Source organism: Bacillus sp. RCC_6_1 (genome assembly GCF_041360755.1).
Lineage (GTDB): Bacteria > Bacillota > Bacilli > Bacillales > Bacillaceae_G > Bacillus_A > Bacillus_A cereus.
In genome coordinates, this window is the sequence record NZ_JBFUPV010000002.1 from 595,850 (window position 1) to 615,642 (window position 19,793).

A 19,793-nucleotide genomic window follows, 5' to 3' on the forward strand; every position below is an offset into this window, starting at 1 on the left:
TGAAACAATCATGCCTCTTTTAGTAGGGTGAAAGATTCCAAGAATTGATATTTTTATGTTACAATAAAGTGAAACTTTAATCAGTTGGGTTCATCCCACATCTAACTTCTTTACTGTTACTAAATTTTGAGGAGGTAGTCTTACTGCCCTCAAATAGCGGGATAACAAATGGGTTAATAGGGAAATTCCAATTAATGAGGCGTGAAAATACGAATGGATTAGGAGTGACTGTGTTGGAGCTAAGTCTCTATGAAAATACTGCACTTATTATATGCTTTGTGTTGTACGTTGGTAGTGTTATTGTTTATATTTCAAGGAAATTTTCGCAAGAAAGAGAGCTTGAAAAGTCAGAGATAACAGCTGAACTAGAAATGTTAGCTGATGAAAGTTATAAAAAACAAAAAATAAAAGAAGACCATGAAGCATCCCATCATTTAAACGCAAATAAGTTTTAAAGATGGGGATTTTTTTTGAAATTGTTCTTTATTATAGCTATAACAAATAACGCTAAAAAGGAGTTTCCCCATACACAATGAAGGAGTGTATATAAATGAATTTTTATATCGCCTCAGGTTTCCAAAATAAACATCTTGTACATTCCGTAGCAAATGAACTGAAACATGCAGGATGGCACCATACATATGATTGGACCAAAAATGAAAGAGCAGCGAATGAAGAACAATTAAGAGAAATTGGTCAGGCAGAACGAAATGCTGTAAAAGAAGCGGATGTATTTTTACTTATATTAGATGGCGGAAACGGGAGCCATACAGAGTTTGGAATGGCGATTGCACTAGAGAAAACGATATATGTATATCATGCAGGAAACCCGCTCCAAACAACGTTCTATCACTTGCCAGAAATAAATATTTTTGAAGGAGATGTAGCTGAGTTTGCATCTTTTGTTATGAATCATGTGAAATAATAGTAACTACCTAAAAGGTTATAAAAGTGATCTTTTGGGTACAGTGATGATAAGAAACGTATATAAAGGAGTACATAATATGAAATTAGAAAATGGATGGGAAACGAGCTTTTTAGAAGTCGTACAAAATAGTGAATTTAAGAAAGAGGCACTTCTTAGTCAATTGCTTTGTCAGGATAGTGAAGAAGTAGAAGAGCTTGTGGATGATTACGGCTACGAAGAACTTGTTGAACGTGAACATGATGATGAGTTAGCTGAAATCTTAGGAGAAGAACTTTTTAGTGAGATAGAACGCCAAGTATTCTTATCTTCAAACCCAGAAGAAAAACTTATTTCATTCGTCAATGGATTAGGTTTTCATGTGCTAGATTGGATCGTTCTTCTTGAAACAGAATTTGGCATTGATAGTGCAAACTTTACATCAGATGCTGTGAAGGTGTTAGAAAAGCGTTTCAGACAGTTTCCATACATAGAGGACAAGACAATTTTTGATATGACATTTGGAGAATCGATGGATGTATTAGAATCTGTTACAGGATTACAACTAAAGGAAAAGATGAACGTATAATGAAAAAAGAACGTGATTGGATCACGTTCTTTTTTTACATAATAATAATTTTATCATCTAGTTTTGTCTGCCCGGTAAGAAGTGCGTTTAAATATTCCACTTTTCTTATACAAGCTTGTATATGTCTTTCAATCTCTTGTAACTCTGCTTGGTGATGCGTTTCAATTGGATGAATTTGTACGTTGAATTTTTCAAATTGACTACTATATGTTATTTCTGCATAGCCGCTCATAATATCGGTTTCGTTATGAAATAAAAATTGCTTCGTTTTGTCACAGAATGATACATCCTGAAAGCCATATACTTTTAATGCTTCAATTACTTTTTTAATCATTTTTGTATTCATTTTTTAACCCTCTTTACGAAGTTCTACTTATATATTATAACATAAAAAATTACATAGAAAGCGCTTCCAAGTGTATTTTATTATAAACTTTACGTTTCAATCACAAAAATGAAACAAAGAAAAAATAATTGTAAAGAAGGAAGGACTCTTTTATTGTTTCGTCATATATATAGAGAAATAGTGCAATGAAAGGAAATTTTCCGAGGTGGAGATCGTATTTCCAATTTGAGCGCAGTAAAAGAGGTGAGAATTTTGAACTTTGATATTGTAGGACAAAAAGCATATATAAAAGATGGACCGCATCGGAACCGAATTGGAATTGTAAAGAAAAACGAGACAAAATTAGCATCGCAGTTTGCTATTGTAATTGGAGAACAAATCATTGATGTAGAGCTAAAGGATATCGTGTTAGTTGGAGTAGACGTAGGACAATTTCATAAATGGTGCGAACAAAATGGTTATTTGTGAAAAGGACGGGCTGTGAGATAATGAAATATATTTGAGGAAAGAGGATATGTTATCATATTCTCTTTTTCTATGTTTCAGGAGGCGAAAATGAAATATAAAGAACAGGAGTTTACGTTGGAGTTAAAAGAGAACATTCAATGTATGGAGAAGGAAATAGAGCGAATATCACTTAAACTGCATAAAGAGTATGCGCATTTATACATAGAAAAACACATGGAATTAGATATGGGATTTGCAAGAGAAAAAGAGAATCCCTTTGAGGTGGGTTATTATTCATCAGTTGCCATAGCTATATTAGATGAAGAAAAAGAGATGATTGAATTTCACTATATTCCAATTTGGAAATGCGAAAGAATCTTTTTAGGAATGTCAATTCAATCAAACATTTTTGGGAGTAAGAAAGTAGGGGAACTTGTTAATGAATCTTGTTATGAGATTGAGGAGGAGTTAAAAGAGCAACTAGAAGAATACTTGGAGTAAGAATTCTCAAGATAAAATCTATAAAGAGGGAACGGAATAAAAAAGACGCTAACAATTGTATGTTAGCGTCTTTTTTTCATTATGAAGCAATTTCACCAGTTTTTGTATCATCTTGATTGTACGTATCTTGATCTAATTCACCAAGCCATTTACTTGAAATAAGACCTGCTGTCATAGAACCACTTACGTTAAGAGCTGTACGCCCCATATCGATTAATGGCTCAACCGAGATAACTAGAGCAACAATACCGATTGGTAAGTTCATTGTAGATAGTACGATTAAAGCTGCGAATGTTGCGCCGCCACCAACTCCGGCAACACCGAATGAGCTAATAGCGATAACAGCGATTAAAGTTAAAATAAATTGTGGTTGTAATGGATCAATTCCTACAGTTGGAGCGACCATCATTGCAAGCATTGCTGGATAAATACCTGCGCAACCGTTTTGTCCGATAGATACCCCAAATGAAGCTGCGAAGTTTGCAATTCCTTCGGAAATACCAAGCTTTTCTTTTTGAGCTTCAATATTTAATGGCATCGCACCAGCACTAGAGCGAGATGTGAATGCAAAAGTTAGTACAGGGAACACTTTTTTCAAATATTGAATTGGATTTAAACCAGACAATGCAATTAATAATAAGTGAATGATAAACATTACGATAAGTGCTACGTAAGAGGCTAACACGAAGTTACCAAGTTTTAAAATAGCATTTATATCGCTACCAGCAACTGTTTTTGCCATAAGAGCTAATACGCCGTATGGAGTAAGGCGTAAAATTAATGTTACCATACGCATTACGATTGCATATACAGCATCAAGCATTTTCTTAAATAGTTCTGCTTGTTCTGGATATTTTCGTTTTACACCTATAAAGGCAATGCCGATAAAGGCTGCAAATATTACGACAGAAATTGTTGATGTTGGACGAGCGCCTGTTAAATCAAGAAACGGATTTGTAGGCAATAGCTCTAATAATTTATCTGGAATTGTTGTCTTTTCAATAGAAGTAAATCTTTCTTCAACTAGTTTCAGACGAGCAGATTCTGCATCACCTTGTTGCAAGCCTGCTGCAGATACATCAAATCCTGCACTTGCAGCGATACCGACAGCTGCAGCGATTCCTGTAGTAAGAATTAAAATTCCGATAATAAGACCACTGATTTTACCAAGGTTTTTCGTTAACTGTAATTTTGTAAAGGCTGAAATAATAGATACTAAAATAAGTGGCATAACGATCATTTGAAGTAATTTCACATAACCGTTACCGATTAAGCCAAACCAAGTATTTGATTCAATAATTATTTTAGAAGTTGGTTCATAAATAAATTGTAATATAAGACCGAATATAATTCCGACTCCTAAAGCAGTAAATACACGTTTATTAAAAGATACATGCTTACGTTGCATATAATATAATACGCCAACTAAAATGAGCATGACTGCAACGTTAATTCCGACAAGCAGTGTATTCATGTTGATTCCCCCTAATTCCAATCTGTTATATAGAATATAAGGCAATAAAACCTATAAGTCAACTAGGAAATTCCGGAATTAAAAAAAGATGGCAAAATGCCATCTTTTAATGTCCAGCCCCAGGGACAAGTAAAAACGTCGTGTAGTATGTAAATCCTATGAAGAAAACAGTTAAATATGCCCCAAATACGTATATATACATACGCTCTGTTAATTTTAAATAGCTTAAAAGTACGAAGAAACCTGTTTGTCCTAAAAATAGTAGTGCGGTCTGTTGCATATCCCCTACGTAAAACATAACCGAGAAAATTCCAGTCCAAAAGCCGAGAACGCGAAACATGCGCTCCATGCCATCTCCCTCCTTTTCTAAAAAAAGTAAACCTCACCTCATTATAGTTTATTTTTCTTGCTATTGTAAATATTCATTCATATAAAAAGAAGCCAATTATTATTGGCTTCTTTTTATATGAGAAATTAAATTGTTAGTTTATAATTACAAGATTTACATCCATCTAATAGACTATCATTTCGAGTTAATTCCATGTTAGGGAATAGGATTTCAAAAATTCCTTTCATCATATCTCCGTGCATGTTACAAATTTCAGTTGGATGATGAACAGCAACTTCTTTAAATGGACAATTGTGTACATCATAGAAAATTTTTGTTCCATCTGCACTTAATTCAAATGCAGGTGATAAGCCAGCTGTTGAGAAAGCTTCTTTTGCAATTTGAACTTTTTGTTCCACTGTTAAAGCATCTTCACTCACATTTAAACGTTGCATATGTTGTTGCATTAATTCAGCTCCGAATTGTTTTCCTGTTTCGTATAGCGCTTTCTCACCAGCAGCGCCAAGGCTAAGTAAAGAATTAAATGCGATTCTTGCTAACAATTGATAATCACGGAATGGAAATTGTAATTGGATAACATCTTCAGATAAGACATACAATCTGCTCGGTCGTCCGCCTTTTCCAGTTTTCTTCGTTTCCGATTTTAGCATATGAACATCTTCTAATTTAGATAAATGTAAACGCGCTACGTTTGGATGAATGTCAAACTCATCTGCAATTTCTTGTACCGTTACGTAACTATGTTTTTGCGAAATATATTTATAAATGTAATAACGAGTTGGGTCAGATAATACACCTGTAATTTTTAAAGCTTGTTCCATGAGGATCTCCACCTTTATCACTTTATCCAAGATAATAACATTATAATACAGATAAACATGAGTATAGGTAATTTCAGACAATAATTCGGAAATTGTTCATAATTTCACAAACATATTTTTCCTTTTTCCTCTATTGAAAATACAAAAGTCCAAATTTTTATTGCGAATGTTTTCATGCTATATACATAGTGAGGAGGGAAAAGTGATGAATGGGATTGAAATTTTCGCGAATACAATTTTAAAAGAAGCGTGTAGGGTACAAGCGTCAGATTTACATATTGTGCCCCGGCAGAAGGATGTAGCGGTGCAACTACGTATAGGAAAAGATTTAATGACGAGCCAGTGTATTGAAAAGGAGTTTGGAGAAAAACTTGTCTCACATTTCAAATTTTTAGCATCTATGGACATAGGAGAGAAACGGAAGCCACAGAATGGTTCGCTGTATTTGCAAATTGATGGACAAGAAGTGTATTTACGCCTTTCAACACTTCCAACAGTATATCAAGAAAGTCTCGTTATTCGCCTTCATTTACAAGCATCTGTTCAGCCCTTATCACATCTTTCGTTATTTCCAAGTACGGCAGCAAAACTACTCTCGTTTTTACGCTATTCACAGGGGCTACTCGTGTTTACTGGACCGACTGGATCTGGGAAGACGACGACAATGTATGCATTATTAGAAGTAATTAGAAAAAAGAAAACACGTCGCATCATTACACTTGAAGATCCGGTTGAAAAAAGAAGTGACGATGTATTACAAATTCAAATAAATGAAAAAGCGGGTCTCACATATGAAACAGGATTAAAGGCTATTTTACGTCATGATCCAGATATTATTTTAGTCGGTGAAATCCGGGATGAGGAAACAGCAAAAATAGCTATAAGAGCAAGTTTGACAGGACATTTAGTAATGACAACGCTGCATACGAATGATGCGAAAGGAGCAATCATTCGTTTCATGGATTATGGTATAACGAGGCAAGAGATTGAACAGTCTTTATTGGCTGTAGCTGCACAGCGACTTGTCGAATTGAAGTGTCCGTTTTGCAGAGGAAAGTGCTCAACTTTATGTAAATCAATGAGGCAAGTAAGGCAAGCAAGCATTTATGAGCTGCTATATGGATATGAGTTAAAACAAGCACTTAAAGAAGCAGATGGAGAATGTGTTACTTACAAACATGAGACTTTAGAATCATCAATACGAAAAGGATATGCTTTAGGTTTTTTAGAAGAAGATGTTTATGTTTAAGAAAACTTGGAGTTTAAGTGATCAAGTAGTATTGTTGAAACGTTTAGGAGAATTATTAGAAAAAGGCTACTCTCTTTTACAAGCATTAGAATTTTTACAGTTTCAATTATCTGTAGAAAAGAAAGTACAATTGCAGCGCATGATTGAGGGATTAAAAGATGGGAAAAGTCTACACGATTCTTTTCATCAGTTAAAGTTTCATCAGGACATGTTAAGTTATCTATTTTATGCCGAGCAACATGGTGATATTTCTTTTGCTTTGCAACAAGGAAGTGTACTTCTTTATAAGAAAGATAAGTATAGGAGAGACATGATGAAAATAATGCAGTATCCTATGTTCTTGATGTTTTTTCTACTAATCATGCTTTTTATTTTTAACCTCATTTTATTACCTCAGGTTGAAATGGTTTATAGTTCGTTCGGTTCTAATACACCACTACTTACAGAACACATTTTAAGTGCAATAAAACTGCTACCATACATTATTTTAACCGCTATTTTAACTGTTATTATTGGATGTAGTTTATACATGTTGTATTTTAGGAAACTTCCACATATTAGACAGGTAAAAATCATGCTTCGTATTCCTCTCATCAAAACATTTCTTATTTTAAAGCATTCACATTATTTTGCTACTCAGTTGAGTGGTTTATTAAATGGTGGACTATCAGTATGCGAAGCTTTAACAATAATGATGGAGCAAAGATATCATCCGTTCTTTCAATATGAAGCGAATCGGATTGAAAGACAATTAATTGGAGGAGAACAGTTACAATCTATCATTGCTAAAAGTGGGTATTACGAGAAAGAACTTTCTTATGTTATTACGCATGGACAAGCAAATGGCAATTTAGGGATTGAATTAGGTGACTATAGCGATCTTATTATGGAAAAGATGGAACGAAAAATTAAACATATGTTAGTTATCATTCAGCCTATTTTATTTACATGTATTGGAGGAATCGTTGTCCTTATGTATTTAGCGATGATTATGCCGATGTTTCAAATGATGAATTCTATTTAGGGGGCATTTGTATGCAGAATGAGGAAGGATTTACTCTGTTAGAGATGCTATTAGTAATGGTTGTCATAACTATATTATTACTATTAATTATTCCAAATGTAGTTACACAGCGTTCATCGGTCCAAGGAAAAGGGTGTGCAGCTTACGTGAAATCTATAGAAGCACAAATACAAGTATATCAATTACAACATAATAAAATTCCATCGTTAAAAGAACTGGCAGATGAAAAGTATATTACAACTGATAAGTGTCCGAATGGCGAATCTATTCATATATCAGATGATGGCACAGTATCAATTAGGGCATTGTGAAACAACAAGGGTTTACTTTTTTAGAAATGTTACTCGTTTTATTTGTTATTTCTGTATTAAGTATAGTTACGTATTTTAGTGTTCATTCCTTATACGAGCGACAAAAAGTTGAACAATTTTTGAGACAGTTTTCAAATGATATTTTGTATATGCAGCAATTAGCGATAAACCATCAAAAGCACTACACATTACGTTGGCATAAAGATAGAAATATGTATGCTATAAAAGAGTCAGGTACAAAGTATTATATCGTCAAGCGAGAGTATGAAGAAGATATACAAATTGATTTGCATACGTTTCCAAATCCGATGACATATAACCCAAGTGGAAATATTAATAGAGGTGGTACGATTATAATTTCGTATAGAAATTATAAATATGAAATTGTATTTCAGCTTGGAAGAGGGAGATTTACGTATCGTGAAATGTCAAAAAGGATCCATAATGGCTGAAATGATTGTATCGTTAAGTGTTTTAATGATGGCTGTATCGTTACTACTACCGCAAACAGTATTAGTTATGCAAGAAAGAAAAAATATACAAATTCGTTATAAGGCAACTGGATTATTAAAAAAAGAAGCAGCTATATATATGTATGGAAATGAAGAAAAGCGAATAATAGAAAAGAATATAAATGGAATTGTGTATTACACATATTGGGGAGGCAATGAAGTTTGTACCATGTGGAAAGATGTGAAAGACAGAATGATGGAACAATGCTTTTATGTAGGAGAAAAAATAAATTAGAATTTGGTTTTTCATTAATAGAAATGATTGTATGTCTGTTTCTATTATCAATATTTTTTTTGCTCTTTCCCCGCCTACATTTCATTGAAATGGAAAATAAACAGTCGAAAGGGTTAAATGATTGGGAGTGGGATGTGTATTTAGGGCAAATGCAATTGGAGTTTCGTGAAGTATCATCTGGAGAACAGCTAGCATTTGAAAATGGAGAAAGTATTTTACAATTCCGATCGCGTAATGGGAGTGAAGTATCGTATGAAAAAGAGAATAGTCGTCTTATAAGAAAGGTAAATAGGCGCGGGAGGGAAGTTGTTTTACAAAATATTGGAACGGTTTCTTACAAACTAACACCTCATGTACTCATTATAAATGTGAAAGATACTAGTGGGAAAATATATGAAGGTGTAGTTATGCGATATAGCGAAATAGGAATAAACGTATGAGAAAGCAAAAGGGATTTACAATGCCTGGAACGATTATCTTTCTTATTTTATTAACTTCTTTTTTTATATACGAAACAAATATGTTGTTTACAGATAAAAATTTTTATATAGGAATAGAACAAAAATTTTTATTGGATGAATTACTTAACCGATCTATTACAGATATAAAAAAAGACTTACAGCAAAAAGAAAAAGAAGGTACATTTTTCTTTCAGTATGAAAAGGGAGAAGCGAGTGGAAATTATGTCTTTGAAAATGATTTAATTCTCGTTGCTTTGCAGTGTACACTCAAACAGGAAGCTTTCTATACGGTGAGTTTTCGGTATAGAAAAAAGGATGGGAAAATAGTCGATTGGATAGAAGGATAATATGTAAAATATATATATAGATAAACCAGGATTTCCTATTGTAAATTGAATTGATTTTTTAGAAGAAATGGATAAATATAATGATTAAAAGTTTAAATTTTCTCAAAAAAGAGAAAGGTAGAAAGAATATGATATATTCATGCTATCCAATCATTATTTTTAGGGAGAATAGGGAAATGACAAACAACAATCAAATAGGTGAAAATAAGGAACAAACTATTTTTGATCATAAAGGAAATACGATTATGACAGAAGATAGAGAAATACACATTATTTCAAAATTCGAAGAACCTCTTATTGTCGTATTAGCAAATGTACTAAGTGATGAAGAGTGTGATGAATTAATTGAAATGTCTAAAAATAAAATGAAACGTTCTAAAGTTGGTTCAGCACGTGATGTAAATGATATTCGAACAAGTAGCGGTGCATTTTTGGAAGACAATGAACTTACTTCAAAGATTGAAAAACGAATTTCATCTATCATGAATGTTCCTGCGTCGCATGGTGAAGGATTGCACATTTTAAATTATGAAGTGGATCAACAATATAAAGCACACTATGATTATTTTGCGGAACATAGTAGATCAGCTGCTAACAATCGTATTAGTACGCTTGTAATGTATTTAAATGATGTAGAAGAAGGCGGAGAAACGTACTTCCCAAAATTAAATCTTTCTGTACACCCTAGAAAGGGAATGGCAGTATACTTTGAGTATTTTTATCAAGATCAATCATTAAACGAGCTTACGTTACACGGAGGGGCACCTGTAACGAAAGGCGAGAAATGGATTGCAACGCAGTGGGTGAGAAGAGGCACTTATAAGTAAAAGCGAGTGTTACGTTTTGTTCTTCATAGTATAAGAACAAAACGTTTTTTTATTAAACAAAGTAGCATCTTTCGTTATAATAACAATTAATAAATGACGATTGAGAGGACAAGAAATGAAATCTATATACATAACCGGCTACATGGGAGCAGGGAAAACAACAATTGGAAAAGCGTTAAGTAAAGAACTTCAAATGGATGTTGTAGATACTGATCAAAAAATCGAAGAGAAGCAAGAGAAGGCAATTCGAAAAATTTTTGCCGAAGAAGGCGAAATGGCTTTTCGGGAATATGAAAGCGAAATGTTACGTGCGCTACCAGTCCATAATGTTATTATTACAACTGGTGGGGGAATTATTGAACGAGCGGAAAATCGCAAGTGGATGAAAGAGAACGGAACTGTCGTGTATTTATATTGTGATCCGCATGTAATTGCAGAAAGGCTTCGTGAAGATACGACACGTCCACTATTTCAAAAGAAAGATATAGATGCATTCGTAAAGAAATTTGAATCACGCCGAGCTTATTATGAAGAGGCTCATATTCATATCGATACGACAAATAAGTCTGTAAAGCAAATTATGAATGAATTAAAGGAAAAGATTAATGTATAAAAAAGTGGACATACTAATCAAGTAGAGGTGATGATAATATGTCTACTAATGATTATGTTCGCTTTGTGACGCAGCAGTTTGTGTCGTATATGGATGCTCCAAAAGAAGATCGAAAACAAAAGAAAGAACAACGCCGTGCTGAAAAAGAGCCATTTATGAATAAGTGGTTTGGTGTTATGCCGCTGAGTGCTGCTTTGTTTTACCGAAATGTAAAAAGTAAAAGAAAAAAATCAAGTTAAATTTTAGTCATATGTTTAACAAACCAAAAATCCCCTAGTGTCGTATTACACTAGGGGATTTTTATTTACTGCACGGATTCTTGTTCTTCCGTAACGGCATGTATTTTATTATTTACCCAAACAAATCCAATTCCGATACAAATGGAAATGCCCCATCCAACAGCGGTCATAATCGCTCTCATTTCACCATAGCCATCTACACCGAAAACAGAGATGAAATAAATTTTTAAGAAGCTTTTTAATATGAATTGTAGACCGAAAAATAGCGTTAAATATTGTAGTGCTGGATAAATACGACTATCACGATAAAGCTCACGACTTTTATCACGGTCATGGCCTTGCAGTGCGGCAATATCCGCAGCGAAATATAACATAAGTGGTTTCTTTATAAAAATTGTACATATGACGATAATACCGAGTACGATGTGATAATATGCATCATTCCACAACATTCGTTCAGCTGACCCAGATAATAAATCTACCGTTGTATTAGAAATGAGTGTAATTAAAATAAAGAACCCTGTCACGTTAAACTGTTTTTCTTTTTTAAAGGTATACAGTGTATAAATAATCCCCGGAACAGAGGAAAGTAACATCGCGTAATAAGGATCGATATAAGGTTTTGCAAATTTCCAAATGAGGAATGGGATTACGAGATAAAAGACAAGATCTAATATAGCTTTTTTATTTTGATTCATACAAAGCCTCCTTAAGTCATACATATATTTTATAATATAATTTCTGAAAATTGTATAAGGTTTAATGGGAAAAGAAAAAATATATCAATTTTCGAGGGGAGAGTAGATTGAAAAAAATTGCCCCTAGCGTAGTAAGTTTTTTTAGTATATAATAAAGGAAACGCTTTCATTTTTAATTTGTTCACAAAATGGACGGAAAATCACATATTTACTATCGATATGTTGCTTTATAATGAAACTAATTAAATATACATGCATACAATATTGTGAAATAAATAACATAAATAATCTATATAAATGTAAACGTTATCAAAATAGAGAGGTGGAGACAATGAGTAAATTTTTCTTCAATCATAATCCAGCAACAGTAGAGGATGGAAGGCTTGTTAAATATGCTGAAATTATTTATGGAGAAGGTGGCCGTTCTGTATTAGAAAATTTAATGGTGAAGGCATCTATCAGATTGCGTGATCGTTATCCGAATAAATCTGACGAGCAGATCTCGAACCTAGTAAATAAAGGCATCCATGATATGTTTCAAAAATATGTGAGCGAGTAAGAGTGGCCAATGGCTGCTCTTATTTTTTTGTATAAGGATTGTAACTCTAGCTGAAAATAAACATGTATTCTGAAAAACGTAAAAAGGAGTGGGAAAGATGAGCAATGGAATTGGACGTTCGAAAGAAAATCTTCCAACTGATGCAAATCATGTGAGCGCGAAGGATCGTGCGTATCAAAAACGCATGGCAAAGCAAAAACAACAAGAGCGTAATGAGGATAGAGAATAACTCGAAATAAAGCTCCTTCTAAAGCAGAAGGAGCTTTATTTCGATAGAAAATGATTCGCGGTAACATAAAAGAGTCCACCGTTAATAATTTGCACTGTAATACGTGGTTCATACTGTTCTTGCAGAGCTTGTTTTTCAATTTCATAGCTCTCAGGAAGTTCGTCACTTTCTTCATAAAAACGGTTTAAAAGGTCTAAATCATGATTCCAACGCACTCTTGCTTCTTTTGCCCACGTATGGTCATCTTCTGCAATTATATTTTTTAAAGCGTCTTCTATGCGTTGTAAACCACTTTGAGGTTTAATGATGGGCGAGAGCGTAAAACAAAAATCAGGTATTTTTGGTGTAAGTTTAATGTTTGTTAATGTTTCATGAAAGTTTGCCATCATTGTTCCAGAAATGAGATGAATACCAATCGAGTGAAGGATGTCTTTTTTTCGATCACATTGATAGGAAACTTTTATATTAATACCGAGCCAAGGGTGGAGCGGTGTATGTGTTGACCCATTATGTCTTACATCCTCATATAAACGTATGTATGAGCCTAATTCTTTTGTCGTTTGGAAAATTTGATGTAGACGTGGTGAACCGTAGTGAATAAGCTCACCATCATTTTCTTCATTTTCTGGATTTGTAATAAGAGTAAGGCGCATCGGATTCGGTACGCCTCCTGTTTTCTCAAGATAGTGCCAATAAAAAGGGCGATTCATTAATAATTTATCCATCTCAATTGTTAACTGTACATCTAATAAATGAGGAGAACGTTCTAAAATTTCACAGTTATTCGCCTCAAAGAAATTGTATAAGTAATTATGAATTTCATGTTGCTGCATAGCCTTGCACCTCAGCTTCATTTCGTTTCGCAAAGTCGATAATAGATGTTAAGTTTTCCATCTTAATTCTAATTTCACCTTCGCTCTTTGATTGCGCGAAAATTTCTTGAATGTGCGCGTCGATGTTTTTCATATTAATTCTCGTTAAAATTTCATCGAGTTCACCAATAACACGCTCGAATAAGTTGATTTTTTCATATAACAGTTTCAGAATATGTTCTTCAACAGTATGCTTTGTAGCTAAGTTATAAATATGAACATCATTTTTTTGACCGAGACGGTGAATACGTCCGATTCTTTGCTCAAGACGCATTGGATTCCATGGCAAATCATAATTGATCATATGGCTACAAAACTGTAAGTTAATCCCTTCACCACCAGCTTCAGTTGCAATTAATACTTGTGCGTGGTTTTGGAAAAGCTCCTTCATCCAATCTTTCTTCCCGCGTTTAAACCCGCCGCGGAATGGAACGGAAGAAATACCGTGTTGTTGTAAAAACCATTGTAAGTACATTTGTGACGCTCGATATTCTGTGAAGATAACGACTTTATCGTCAATTTCTTTTATAAGCTCAAGAGCTTTATTTGCTTTTGAGTTGAAAGGAATATGATTAATTTTGTCCATTAGCACATCGATATGTGGATCTTTTATATAATGTTCGTTTTCTTTCTGTTTTTTTTCTACATGCTTTTTCAATGAATAGTAAACAGCCTCACGACTACTACACGCTTCCCGTTTTAAAGTTAACGATGAGAAAGCAGATGTGAAGGCGTCTTGTCCTCGCCAATTTTCGATATCATTATATAGAGCTTGTTCTTGTTCATTAAACTCAACAAAAATTGTACGTACATGTCTCTTCGGCCAATCGATACCGGTATTATGTCGTCTATTTCGCACCATTACTTTATTAATGAGAGCTTTTAAGTCTTCATCTGATTCGGCTGAGCGATTTTTGGAAGCGTAATATTCTTCAAAGTTGGATTGATTGCCTAAATGTCCTGGTTTTAATAAAGAAACAAGGTTAAAAATTTCATCAATCTTATTTTGAACAGGAGTAGCGGTTAGTAATAAACAAAACTTCTTTTTTAATCGTTGTGCAAATTCATAGTTTTTTGTTTTATTATTTTTCAGTTTATGTGCTTCATCGATAATAATAAGGTCATATTCCAAGTTCAACACGATATCGCGATGTGGTGAACGTTTCGCAGTATCAATTGATGATACGATTACGTCAGCTTGTTCCCATGAGTAGCTTTTCTTTTGTGCTACAGCGGGAATGAAAAACTTTGTATTCAGTTCGTATGCCCATTGTGATACGAGAGAAGCTGGGACAAGTATAAGTACCTTTTTCACAAGCCCGCGGACCATGTATTCTTTCAAAATAAGTCCAGCTTCGATTGTTTTTCCAAGGCCTACTTCATCTGCTAGAATCGCTTTACCGTTCATTTGTTCAATCACATTTTGAGCGACTTCTAATTGATGCGGAAGCGGTGTGAAATGGGATAAATGTTTCGGTGCTTGTAGTCCATCAAAAGTAGGAACAAGTAACGATTTTTCTGTTTCATAAGCTAAGTGATATAAATCCCAGTTTGTCCAAGGACCATCTTCGTCAATTCTATTTAAAAAATTGTTTTGCCATGTCCGATCTACGGAAATATCGACATTCATTACAACTCTCCCACCTTTTATAAACTAAAGTAATTATTTTTTAATGTATGATGATTTGCCTTAAAAGAAGGCATAATTATCGTTATTAAAGGCTATATGATAGACAATAATAAAGTATTAAATCTCAAAAGCTGTATTTATTGTGTTTTAACATAAAAAATTCTAAATTATTTTTTATGCTAGAATATTGATGAAATATAGCGAATGATGTTAGGATAATGGTGTGAAATGTGTGGAATCTTTCGTATTTTATCCAAGAAAGTGATTTTTTATTTACGCTTTCATAAAAAAATATAATGAGATTCCGTATATCCTATCTTTTCAGAATGAAAATGTTTAGAAAAGGGAAGCAACTTTTATTGATTTGTCAAAGCATAAGGGGGAGAGAGCATGATTACATTACAACGTACACCGTTATTTGATGTATACGCGAAGTATGGTGGAAAAACAATCGACTTCGGTGGTTGGGAATTACCAGTTCAATTTTCAAGCATTAAAGAAGAACACGAAGCTGTACGTACAGCTGCAGGTTTGTTCGATGTGTCTCATATGGGAGAAGTTGAAGTAAAAGGTGTAGATAGTTTAGCATTTTTACAACGTGTTGTTACAAATGACGTATCTACCTTAAAGGTAGGGGGCGCACAATATACAGCTATGTGCTACGAAAATGGTGGTACAGTAGATGATTTATTAATCTACAAACGTGGTGAAGAAGACTATTTATTAGTAATCAATGCATCAAATATCGAGAAAGATTACGAATGGTTAGCAAGTCATGTAATTGGCGATGCGACAGTAGTCAATGTTTCTAGTGAAGTTGCACAGCTTGCAATTCAAGGACCAAAAGCAGAAGGCATTTTACAAAAAGTTGTGTCAGAAGATTTGAAAGAAATTAAGTTCTTTAAATTTAAAAACGATATTCTTGTAGATGGAATTCCAGCACTTGTATCTCGTACAGGTTACACAGGTGAAGATGGATTCGAAATTTACTGTAAGAGTGAAGATGCTGCAAAACTTTGGGAGAAACTTCTTGAAGTTGGAGCAGAAGAGGGCTTAAAAGCATGTGGTTTAGGTGCTCGTGATACACTTCGATTCGAAGCAACATTACCACTTTATGGACAAGAATTATCAAAAGATATTACACCGATTGAGGCTGGAATTGGCTTTGCGGTAAAAACAAATAAAGAAGCAGACTTCTTTGGAAAAGCAACGTTAAAAGAGCAAAAAGAAAACGGTGCGCCTCGTAAATTAGTCGGCATCGAAGTAATCGAACGTGGAATTCCTCGTACGCATTACCCTGTATTTATTGGTGAAGAAAAAATTGGGGAAGTAACGAGTGGTACACAATCTCCAACGTTAAAGAAAAGCATTGGTTTAGCACTAATTGATGTAAAATACGCAGCAGTTGATACAGAAGTAGAAATTGAAATTCGTAATAAACGCGTCAAAGCAGTAGTTGTTCCAACACCATTTTACAAACGTTCAAAGTAACGGGGAGAGGGGTAGATTTCATGTTGCATCGTTATCTTCCAATGACAGAAGAAGACAAAAAAGAAATGTTACAAACGATCGGCGTTCAAACGATCGATGAATTATTCTCTGATATTCCAGAGAGTGTTCGTTTTAAAGGGGATTTAAAAATTAAAGAAGCAAAATCAGAGCCAGAGCTTTTAAAAGAGCTATCTCAAATGGCTAGTAAAAATGCTAACTTAAAAGAATACGCTTCTTTCTTAGGAGCAGGCGTATACGATCATTATGCTCCAGTAATTGTAGATCATGTTATTTCTCGCTCAGAATTTTATACAGCTTACACACCATACCAACCGGAAATTTCACAAGGGGAATTACAAGCAATCTTTGAATTCCAAACAATGATTTGTGAATTAACAGGAATGGATGTAGCAAACTCTTCTATGTATGACGGGGGGACAGCTTTAGCTGAAGCGGCAATGTTAGCAGCTGGCCATACTCGCAAAAAGAAAATTCTTGTATCTAGCGCGGTTCATCCAGAATCAAGAGCAGTACTTGAAACGTATGCAAAAGGTCAAAATCTTGAAGTTGTTGAAATTAATCATAAAGATGGTGTAACAGATTTAGACGTATTACAAAGTGAAGTAGATGATACAGTTGCTTGTGTAATCGTTCAATATCCAAACTTCTTCGGACAAGTTGAAAAATTAGCTGATATTGAAAAAATCGTTCATCAACAAAAATCATTATTTATCGTTTCTTCAAATCCATTATCATTAGGCGCATTAACACCACCAGGGAAATTTGGTGCTGATATTGTAATCGGTGATGCACAACCATTCGGTATTCCAACGCAGTTTGGTGGACCGCACTGTGGTTACTTTGCAACAACGAAAGCATTTATGCGTAAAATTCCAGGACGTCTTGTTGGACAAACTGTAGATTCAGATGGTAAACGTGGATTTGTATTAACGTTACAAGCACGTGAACAGCATATTCGTCGTGATAAAGCGACATCTAACATTTGTTCAAACCAAGCGTTAAATGCACTAGCAGCTTCTGTTGCAATGACGGCACTTGGCAAACAAGGTGTGAAAGAAATGGCACGTCAAAACATTTCTAAAGCACAATATGCAAAACGTCAATTTGAAGCGAAAGGCTTCACAGTAACATTTGCTGGACCATTCTTCAATGAGTTTGTTGTAGATTGCAAACGTCCAGTGAAAGAAGTAAACGATGCATTATTACAAAAGAATATTATCGGTGGTTACGATCTAGGCCGTGATTATAAAGAGCATGAAAACCATATGCTTGTAGCAGTAACTGAGCTTCGTACAAAAGAGGAAATTGACACACTTGTAAACGAAATGGGGGCTATCCAATGAAGAACCAAGACCAAGCACTTATCTTTGAAGTGAGTAAAGAAGGACGCATAGGATATAGCTTACCCAAATTAGATGTAGAAGAAGTGAAACTAGAAGATGTGTTTGAGAGCGATTATATTCGAGTAGAAGATGCAGAGCTACCAGAAGTATCTGAACTTGATATTATGCGCCACTATACAGCACTTTCAAACCGTAACCACGGTGTGGATTCTGGATTCTATCCACTTGGATCTTGTACGATGAAATATAATCCGAAAATTAATGAGAGTGTAGCTCGTTTCGCAGGATTTGCAAATATTCATCCGTTGCAAGATGAAAAGACAGTACAAGGTGCAATGGAATTAATGTACGACTTACAAGAGCATTTAATTGAAATTACAGGTATGGATACTGTTACTTTACAACCAGCAGCTGGTGCACACGGAGAATGGACAGGTTTAATGTTAATTCGTGCATACCATGAAGCGAATGGTGACTTTAACCGTACGAAAGTAATTGTGCCTGACTCTGCTCACGGAACGAATCCAGCATCTGCAACTGTAGCTGGTTTTGAAACAATTACAGTAAAATCAAATGAAAATGGCCTTGTTGACTTAGAAGACTTAAAACGTGTTGTAAACGAAGAAACAGCAGCACTTATGTTAACAAATCCTAATACATTAGGTCTATTCGAAGAAAATATTTTAGAAATGGCAGAAATCGTCCATAATGCAGGCGGTAAATTATACTATGATGGTGCAAACTTAAATGCGGTATTAAGCCAAGCACGCCCAGGAGATATGGGATTTGACGTTGTGCATTTAAACCTTCATAAAACATTTACAGGTCCTCACGGCGGTGGTGGCCCAGGTTCTGGTCCAGTAGGTGTGAAAGCTGATTTAATTCCGTACTTACCAAAACCGATTTTAGAGAAAACCGAAAATGGTTATCACTTCAACTACGACCGTCCAGAAGCAATTGGTCGTGTGAAACCATTCTATGGTAACTTCGGAATTAACGTTCGTGCATACACGTATATTCGCTCTATGGGTCCAGATGGATTGCGTGCAGTAACTGAGTATGCTGTATTAAATGCGAACTATATGATGAGAAGATTAGCGCCATTCTACGATCTTCCATTCGATAGACATTGTAAACATGAATTTGTATTATCAGGTCGTCGTCAAAAGAAACTTGGTGTACGTACATTAGATATTGCAAAACGTCTGCTTGATTTCGGTTATCATCCACCAACAATTTACTTCCCATTAAATGTGGAAGAATGTATTATGATTGAGCCGACAGAAACAGAATCAAAAGAAACATTAGATGGTTTCATTGATAAGATGATTCAAATCGCTAAAGAAGTAGAAGAAAATCCAGAAGTTGTACAAGAAGCACCGCATACGACAGTCATTAAACGTTTAGACGAAACGATGGCTGCACGTAAACCAGTTTTACGTTATGCGAAGCCAGCTCCTGTGCAAGTTTGATTAAAATAACAAAAGAAGAACTCGCTGAGGCGGGTTCTTTTTTTGTATGGATAATTTGTCCCGCATTAACGGACAGTAAACTCTCAACTCAAAACTTAGCTGGTGCAAAGAAGCCAGGTGGGAGATAAACTGTCCGTAAATGCCCGATTGGTTCAACTAATAATCAGTGGGAATGAACAAAAATCCCCACTGATTAAAGTTTCACTTTATGCAGAAATAGTGAAGAAAA

Annotated in this window: 28 protein-coding genes; 20 read left to right on the forward strand and 8 right to left on the reverse strand. The window is 34.6% G+C overall.

Going from position 1 to position 19,793, the window contains the following annotated elements; genetic code table 11:
* The first annotated feature begins 194 nt into the window (after positions 1-194).
* From AB6801_RS09160 to AB6801_RS09170, 3 genes are all read left to right on the forward strand, one after another.
* Positions 195-455: a DUF3966 domain-containing protein gene (locus tag AB6801_RS09160; protein ID WP_001250699.1), complete on the forward strand. Its 261-nt coding sequence runs from the start codon at positions 195-197 to the stop codon at positions 453-455.
* Between the two features lie 95 nt (positions 456-550).
* Positions 551-925 (forward strand): nucleoside 2-deoxyribosyltransferase, encoded by a 375-nt coding sequence (locus AB6801_RS09165; RefSeq protein WP_001012333.1) that lies wholly within the window; start codon positions 551-553, stop codon positions 923-925.
* A 79-nt stretch (positions 926-1,004) separates the two neighbouring features.
* Complete coding sequence (locus AB6801_RS09170; protein ID WP_000764261.1) at positions 1,005-1,493, forward strand: hypothetical protein; 489 nt, start codon at positions 1,005-1,007, stop codon at positions 1,491-1,493.
* A gap of 34 nt (positions 1,494-1,527) precedes the next feature.
* On the opposite strand, the gene AB6801_RS09175 is transcribed toward AB6801_RS09170, so the two are convergent.
* Positions 1,528-1,839 carry a hypothetical protein gene (locus AB6801_RS09175; RefSeq protein ID WP_001093237.1) on the reverse strand — a complete coding sequence of 104 codons (312 nt, stop codon included), beginning with the start codon at positions 1,837-1,839 and terminating at the stop codon, positions 1,528-1,530.
* A gap of 252 nt (positions 1,840-2,091) precedes the next feature.
* Here AB6801_RS09175 and AB6801_RS09180 point away from each other — a divergent pair, with 252 nt between their 5' ends.
* Together AB6801_RS09180 and AB6801_RS09185 are read left to right on the forward strand one after the other, a co-directional pair.
* Positions 2,092-2,307 (forward strand): DUF3912 family protein, encoded by a 216-nt coding sequence (locus AB6801_RS09180; protein WP_001008326.1) that lies wholly within the window; start codon positions 2,092-2,094, stop codon positions 2,305-2,307.
* Between the two features lie 87 nt (positions 2,308-2,394).
* On the forward strand, positions 2,395-2,787 hold the full coding sequence (locus tag AB6801_RS09185; protein ID WP_370941064.1) for a hypothetical protein: 393 nt from the start codon (positions 2,395-2,397) through the stop codon (positions 2,785-2,787).
* A 79-nt stretch (positions 2,788-2,866) separates the two neighbouring features.
* Here the strand turns inward: AB6801_RS09185 and AB6801_RS09190 are convergent, their stop codons facing one another.
* The 3 genes from AB6801_RS09190 to AB6801_RS09200 form a co-directional block, all read right to left on the reverse strand.
* The gene (locus AB6801_RS09190) at positions 2,867-4,261 is read right to left on the reverse strand and encodes an L-cystine transporter (RefSeq protein WP_001094330.1); all 1,395 of its coding nucleotides are present in this window, start codon (positions 4,259-4,261) and stop codon (positions 2,867-2,869) included.
* Between the two features lie 106 nt (positions 4,262-4,367).
* Positions 4,368-4,610, reverse strand: coding sequence for a DUF2626 domain-containing protein (locus AB6801_RS09195; protein WP_000440721.1), 243 nt, complete (start codon positions 4,608-4,610; stop codon positions 4,368-4,370).
* Positions 4,611-4,735: 125 nt separating this feature from the next.
* Positions 4,736-5,431 (reverse strand): helix-turn-helix transcriptional regulator, encoded by a 696-nt coding sequence (locus AB6801_RS09200; protein ID WP_000434125.1) that lies wholly within the window; start codon positions 5,429-5,431, stop codon positions 4,736-4,738.
* A 205-nt stretch (positions 5,432-5,636) separates the two neighbouring features.
* On the opposite strand from AB6801_RS09200, the gene comGA reads away from it, so the two are divergent.
* The 10 genes from comGA to AB6801_RS09250 all read left to right on the forward strand — a co-directional run bounded on the left by comGA (position 5,637) and on the right by AB6801_RS09250 (position 11,249).
* Positions 5,637-6,680, forward strand: coding sequence for a competence type IV pilus ATPase ComGA (gene comGA / locus AB6801_RS09205; protein WP_001013186.1), 1,044 nt, complete (start codon positions 5,637-5,639; stop codon positions 6,678-6,680).
* Positions 6,667-7,704, forward strand: a complete 1,038-nt coding sequence (gene comGB, locus AB6801_RS09210) for a competence type IV pilus assembly protein ComGB (RefSeq protein WP_370941065.1) — start codon at positions 6,667-6,669, stop codon at positions 7,702-7,704. Before comGA ends, comGB begins: the two co-directional genes overlap by 14 nt.
* An 11-nt stretch (positions 7,705-7,715) precedes the next feature.
* A complete protein-coding gene (gene comGC, locus AB6801_RS09215; RefSeq protein WP_001178686.1) occupies positions 7,716-8,015 on the forward strand; it encodes a competence type IV pilus major pilin ComGC in 300 nt (99 codons plus the stop codon).
* Positions 8,012-8,467: a competence type IV pilus minor pilin ComGD gene (gene comGD, locus AB6801_RS09220; protein WP_000813142.1), complete on the forward strand. Its 456-nt coding sequence runs from the start codon at positions 8,012-8,014 to the stop codon at positions 8,465-8,467. The genes comGC and comGD overlap by 4 nt, the downstream gene beginning before the upstream one ends.
* Positions 8,460-8,762 carry a hypothetical protein gene (locus AB6801_RS09225; protein ID WP_000829473.1) on the forward strand — a complete coding sequence of 101 codons (303 nt, stop codon included), beginning with the start codon at positions 8,460-8,462 and terminating at the stop codon, positions 8,760-8,762. The genes comGD and AB6801_RS09225 overlap by 8 nt, the downstream gene beginning before the upstream one ends.
* A complete protein-coding gene (comGF, locus tag AB6801_RS09230) occupies positions 8,732-9,202 on the forward strand; it encodes a competence type IV pilus minor pilin ComGF (protein ID WP_000923099.1) in 471 nt (156 codons plus the stop codon). The genes AB6801_RS09225 and comGF overlap by 31 nt, the downstream gene beginning before the upstream one ends.
* A complete protein-coding gene (gene comGG / locus AB6801_RS09235; protein ID WP_001231273.1) occupies positions 9,199-9,570 on the forward strand; it encodes a competence type IV pilus minor pilin ComGG in 372 nt (123 codons plus the stop codon). Before comGF ends, comGG begins: the two co-directional genes overlap by 4 nt.
* Positions 9,571-9,746: 176 nt before the next feature.
* The gene (locus AB6801_RS09240) at positions 9,747-10,397 is read left to right on the forward strand and encodes a 2OG-Fe(II) oxygenase (protein WP_000183862.1); all 651 of its coding nucleotides are present in this window, start codon (positions 9,747-9,749) and stop codon (positions 10,395-10,397) included.
* A gap of 115 nt (positions 10,398-10,512) precedes the next feature.
* Positions 10,513-11,010 (forward strand): shikimate kinase, encoded by a 498-nt coding sequence (locus AB6801_RS09245; RefSeq protein WP_000836650.1) that lies wholly within the window; start codon positions 10,513-10,515, stop codon positions 11,008-11,010.
* A gap of 38 nt (positions 11,011-11,048) precedes the next feature.
* The gene (locus AB6801_RS09250; RefSeq protein ID WP_000106083.1) at positions 11,049-11,249 is read left to right on the forward strand and encodes a YqzE family protein; all 201 of its coding nucleotides are present in this window, start codon (positions 11,049-11,051) and stop codon (positions 11,247-11,249) included.
* Positions 11,250-11,314: 65 nt separating this feature from the next.
* On the opposite strand, the gene AB6801_RS09255 is transcribed toward AB6801_RS09250, so the two are convergent.
* Entirely contained in the window at positions 11,315-11,947 is a 633-nt protein-coding gene (locus tag AB6801_RS09255) for a VC0807 family protein (RefSeq protein ID WP_001073111.1), read from the reverse strand.
* A gap of 141 nt (positions 11,948-12,088) precedes the next feature.
* Entirely contained in the window at positions 12,089-12,205 is a 117-nt protein-coding gene (locus AB6801_RS09260) for a hypothetical protein (RefSeq protein ID WP_001987222.1), read from the reverse strand.
* Positions 12,206-12,278: 73 nt separating this feature from the next.
* Here AB6801_RS09260 and AB6801_RS09265 point away from each other — a divergent pair, with 73 nt between their 5' ends.
* Together AB6801_RS09265 and AB6801_RS09270 are read left to right on the forward strand one after the other, a co-directional pair.
* Entirely contained in the window at positions 12,279-12,506 is a 228-nt protein-coding gene (locus AB6801_RS09265; RefSeq protein ID WP_000032702.1) for a hypothetical protein, read from the forward strand.
* 97 nt (positions 12,507-12,603) lie between these two features.
* A complete protein-coding gene (locus AB6801_RS09270; protein ID WP_000064668.1) occupies positions 12,604-12,735 on the forward strand; it encodes a hypothetical protein in 132 nt (43 codons plus the stop codon).
* A 35-nt stretch (positions 12,736-12,770) separates the two neighbouring features.
* Here AB6801_RS09270 and AB6801_RS09275 read toward each other — a convergent pair whose 3' ends face one another.
* Both AB6801_RS09275 and AB6801_RS09280 read right to left on the reverse strand, forming a co-directional pair.
* Complete coding sequence (locus tag AB6801_RS09275; protein WP_001183966.1) at positions 12,771-13,568, reverse strand: YqhG family protein; 798 nt, start codon at positions 13,566-13,568, stop codon at positions 12,771-12,773.
* Positions 13,555-15,237: a DEAD/DEAH box helicase gene (locus AB6801_RS09280; RefSeq protein WP_001100036.1), complete on the reverse strand. Its 1,683-nt coding sequence runs from the start codon at positions 15,235-15,237 to the stop codon at positions 13,555-13,557. The genes AB6801_RS09275 and AB6801_RS09280 overlap by 14 nt, the downstream gene beginning before the upstream one ends.
* A gap of 390 nt (positions 15,238-15,627) precedes the next feature.
* Between AB6801_RS09280 and gcvT the strand changes: the two genes are divergently transcribed.
* Genes gcvT through gcvPB form a run of 3 tightly spaced genes read left to right on the forward strand, consistent with a single transcriptional unit; the run spans position 15,628 to position 19,564 of the window.
* Positions 15,628-16,728, forward strand: coding sequence for a glycine cleavage system aminomethyltransferase GcvT (gcvT, locus tag AB6801_RS09285; protein WP_000631769.1), 1,101 nt, complete (start codon positions 15,628-15,630; stop codon positions 16,726-16,728).
* A 20-nt stretch (positions 16,729-16,748) separates the two neighbouring features.
* Positions 16,749-18,092: an aminomethyl-transferring glycine dehydrogenase subunit 1 gene (gcvPA, locus tag AB6801_RS09290; RefSeq protein ID WP_000903240.1), complete on the forward strand. Its 1,344-nt coding sequence runs from the start codon at positions 16,749-16,751 to the stop codon at positions 18,090-18,092.
* Positions 18,089-19,564, forward strand: coding sequence for an aminomethyl-transferring glycine dehydrogenase subunit 2 (gcvPB, locus tag AB6801_RS09295; RefSeq protein WP_000795702.1), 1,476 nt, complete (start codon positions 18,089-18,091; stop codon positions 19,562-19,564). Before gcvPA ends, gcvPB begins: the two co-directional genes overlap by 4 nt.
* Positions 19,565-19,793 lie beyond the last annotated feature (229 nt).